The 1098-nt window shown below is 73.0% G+C and carries 2 protein-coding genes and 1 pseudogene; all 3 read right to left on the bottom strand.

What is annotated here, in order from left to right; genetic code table 11:
- Positions 1–235, bottom strand: a 235-nt coding sequence (locus ACWDCZ_RS41640; protein WP_449818765.1) for a trypsin-like serine protease, incomplete at its 3' end; no start/stop codon positions are given.
- A gap of 48 nt (positions 236–283) precedes the next feature.
- Complete coding sequence (locus ACWDCZ_RS41635; RefSeq protein ID WP_387966984.1) at positions 284–802, bottom strand: hypothetical protein; 519 nt, start codon at positions 800–802, stop codon at positions 284–286.
- Between the two features lie 50 nt (positions 803–852).
- Positions 853–1098: pseudogene (locus ACWDCZ_RS41630) on the bottom strand (hypothetical protein); the annotation flags it as partial.

Raw genomic sequence — 1098 nt, 5'->3', positions numbered from 1 at the left:
CGGAGAAGCAGGAGGCCGCGGTGAGCACCCAGCTGCGGTCGACCAGCGTGCCGGTGCAGGCCCGCAGGTTGTCGCCGATCGCCAGGTGCGCGGTGTAGGCGTAGGTGTCGTTGGCGGCCGCGTCGCCGACCACGGCGCCGGCCGGGGGCGTGGCGAGGGTGGTCAGAGCGCCGGCGGCGAGGACGGTGGCCAGGGCGCCGGCCCGCAGGTTGCGGGTCGAGGAGTTGCGAGGCATAGGGGATTCCCGGAGGTGAGAGGTGGGAGGTGGATGCGCGGGTGGCTGTCAGCCGGTGACGGTCAGTTCGAGGAGGCTGGTCGCGTTGCCGTTGCTGCCCTTGCCGACAGGCTGGAAGCCGTCCTTGGGGACCTCGAGGGTCTGCTGGGTGGTGCCGTCGGTGAGGCCGGCCCGGACCGCGCGGCCGCCGGAGGTCTGGATGGCGAAGACCTGGGGCAGCTCGAGGGTGAGCGACCCGGTGGTGCCGGAGACGGTGAAGCAGATCTGGTTGTCCGGGTTGCCCGGGGCCATGGTCCAGACCTGGATCTGGTTGGGCTTGGAGCATTCGCCGAGCAGGATGTGGCCGTCGCCGCGCAGCAGCTTCACCTTGGTGATGGCGGCGGCGCCGGGGTAGGCGAAGTCCTCGACCGCGGGCGGTGCGGCGGAGTTGTCGGCGGGGGTGGTGTCGGCTGCGGCGAGTGTGGTGGCGCCGGCGAGGGCCGTGGCGGTCACGGCGGCGGCGGCCAGCCACCGGCCTGCGGTGGCGCGGCCGGTCCTTCTGGCCGTGCGGAGGGGGGTGTGGGTCACCTGGGGCTCCATCGGGAAGGTGAGCGGGGAGCGGTGCGGGCTGGTCCGGGTCAGCCGGTGACGCGCAGTTCGAGCAGGGCGGCCGGCTTGCCGTTGCCGGAGCCGCTGCCGATCCCGACGGGGAGGGCGGTGCCCTTGGCGATGTCGACGCTCTGCGCGCCGTCGACGCTGGTGAGCTTGGCGTTGAGCGAGTAGGCGTCGGTGCGGATGCGGAACACGTTGGGCACCTCCAGGGCGAGGTAGCCGGTGGTGCTGGTGGCGCGGAAGCAGATCTGGTTGCCGCCGGCGTTGGGCAG

This window comes from Kitasatospora sp. NPDC001225 (assembly GCF_053597855.1).
Note: the sequence above shows the minus strand (reverse complement) of the source record. Positions and strands in the feature narration are given on the sequence as shown.